Annotated in this window: 2 protein-coding genes; both read right to left on the bottom strand. The window is 77.6% G+C overall.

From position 1 onward, the window contains the following. Nucleotides 1-132 precede the first annotated feature (132 nt). Nucleotides 133-1,464 (bottom strand): site-2 protease family protein, encoded by a 1,332-nt coding sequence (locus GTQ99_RS22020; RefSeq protein ID WP_166617824.1) that lies wholly within the window; start codon nt 1,462-1,464, stop codon nt 133-135. Next, on the bottom strand, nt 1,461-2,644 hold a 1,184-nt coding region (gene dxr, locus GTQ99_RS22025; protein ID WP_166617825.1), incomplete at its 5' end, for a 1-deoxy-D-xylulose-5-phosphate reductoisomerase. The genes GTQ99_RS22020 and dxr, both read right to left, overlap by 4 nt.

Consider the following 2,644-nt stretch of genomic DNA (forward strand, 5'->3'; position numbering starts at 1 on the left):
GCTCACGGGCTCGATTATCACCCCGCGCGGCGGACCGGCGAGCACCCCCCGGCGCCCGTCACCGGACGTTCACCGCCCGGGGCCGCCGCCGGGCGCCCGCAGGACCGCCGCCGGGCGCCCGCGGGGTGGTCGTCACTGGTCCAGGGTGACGGGCCGCACGATGTCGGCGTACAGCAGCAGCACGCTCATGCCCACGAGCACCAGGGAGACCCCGTAGGCCAGCGGCATGGCCTTGGCCACGTCGACGGGCCCGGGGTCGGGGCGCCGGCGCAGCCGGAACAGCGCCCTCTTGAGGACCTCCCACAGCGCGCCGGCGATGTGGCCGCCGTCGAAGGGCAGCAGCGGGATCAAGTTGAAGACGAACAGCGCCACGTTGAGCCCCGCCAGCAGCGAGACGATGCGCGAGGTCCGCTCGGCCAGCTCGTCGCCGGGGATGATCGCCGGGCGGGCGTTCAGCTCCCCCGCCAGCCGCCCGATGCCGACGACGCCGATCGGGCCGTTCGGGTCGCGCGGCGCCGAGCCGAAGGCGGCCCGGGCGACGTCGTAGAGGCGCTGGGGCAGCCGGGCGACGATGGCGGCGGTGCCCTCGACCTGCTCGGCGACCACGCCCGGCACCTCGGCGAGCGGGGTGCGCACGACGGCGATGCTCGGGGAGACGCCGAGGAAGCCGACCTCCTCGGTGCGCCCGCTGGGCTCGCCGGTGGCGGTGAGGACCTCGCGCTCGGTGAGCACGGGCGTCGCGCTCACGCTCAGCCGCTGCCCGTCGCGCTCGAGCAGGAGCTGCACCGGCTGCCCGCCGCGCTCTCGGATCGCCGCCGACAGCGACTCCCAGTCGCGCACGGGCGCGCCGTCGAGGGCCAGGACCTCGTCGCCGGGGCGCAGGCCCGCCGCGGCCCCCGGGGCGACGGGGTCGGCGGCGGCGCAGCTCGTGGCGGTGCTGCCGGCCGGCTGCACGCACTGCGAGACGGCCGACAGCGTCGGCACGTAGCCCGGGCGGCCGATGCCGCTGGCGGCGACCGCGGTGAGCACGAGGGCCAGCAGGAGGTTGACGAACGGGCCGCCGGCCATGACCACGACGCGCTTCCACACCGGCAGGCGGTAGAAGGTGCGCGCCTCCTCGCCGGGGGCGATCTCCACGAAGCTGGCCTGGCGGGCCTCCTCGGCCATCAGCGCCCAGCGGCCGGTGGAGCTCGCCCGCACCCGGCCGGGGGCGTCCCCCGGCTGCGGCGGGAACATGCCGATCATGCGGACGTAGCCGCCCAGCGGGATCGCCTTGAGGCCGTACTCGGTCTCGCCGCGGCGGCGGGAGAAGAGCGTGGGGCCGAAGCCGACCATGTACTGGGTGACCTTCACGCCGAAGCGCTTGGCCGGCAGCAGGTGGCCGACCTCGTGCAGGGCGATGGAGAGCGCCACCCCGAGCGCGGCGGCGAGGATGCCGACGGCCCACAGCAGGACGGTGCTCACGCGGCCGTGCCCGTCAGCTCGCGGGCGCGCGCCCGGGCCCAGTCCTCGGCCGCCAGGACGTCCTCGACGTCGCGCGGGTCGCCGCCGGGTTCGTGCTCGCCCACGACGGCGGCGACGGTGTCGACGATGCCGAGGAAGGGCAGCGCGCCGGCGTGGAAGGCGGCCACGCACTCCTCGTTGGCGGCGTTGAGGACCGCCGGGACGGTGGACCCGCGCCGGCCGGCCTCGCGGGCCAGGTCGACCGCGGGGAAGGCCCGGGCGTCCAGCGGCTCGAAGGTCCAGGTGGCGGCCCGCGCCCAGTCCACCGCGGCGGCCGCTGCGGGCACCCGCTGCGGCCAGCCCAGGCCCAGGGCGATGGGCAGCCGCATGTCCGGCGGGGAGCACTGCGCGAGGGTGGAGCCGTCGGTGAACTCGACCATCGAGTGCACGACCGACTGCGGGTGCACGACCACGTCGATGCGCTCGTAGCCGATCCCGAACAGCAGCGAGGCCTCGATGACCTCCAGGCCCTTGTTGACCAGGGTGGCCGAGTTCGTCGTCACCACCGGGCCCATCGACCACGTCGGGTGGGCCAGCGCCTGCGCGGGGGTGACGTCGGCGAGCTCCTCGCGGCGGCGGCCGCGGAAGGGCCCGCCGCTGGCGGTCAGCACCAGCCGGGCGACCTCCTCGGCGCGCCCGCCCCGCAGGCACTGCGCCAGCGCGGAGTGCTCGGAGTCCACGGGCACCACCTGGCCGGGGGCGGCGGCGCGGGTGACCAGCGGGCCGCCGGCCACCAGGGACTCCTTGTTGGCCAGCGCGAGGGTGCGGCCGGTGGCCAGCGCCGCCAGCGTCGGGCGCAGCCCGACCGAGCCGGTCATGCCGTTGAGCACGACCCCGCCGGGCCCGACCGGGTGGGCGGCGACCTCCTCGGCGGCGCCCGGGCCGGCGACCACGCGCGGCACGGCGGCGCCGGCGGCGCGGGCCCGGGCGGCCAGCGCCTCGCGCAGGGCGTCCGCGACGTCGGCGCGGGCCACCCCGACGAGCTCGACCCGGTGCTCGAGCGCCTGGCGGGCCAGGGCGTCGACGTCGGCGCCGCCGGCGGCCAGCGCCACGACGCGGAAGCGCCCCGGCGCGGCGCGCACCACCTCCAGCGCCTGCGTGCCGATCGAGCCGGTGCTGCCGAGGAGGACGACCTCGCGGG

The sequence above is a fragment of the Kineococcus vitellinus genome (genome assembly GCF_009906315.1).
Lineage (GTDB): Bacteria > Actinomycetota > Actinomycetes > Actinomycetales > Kineococcaceae > Kineococcus > Kineococcus vitellinus.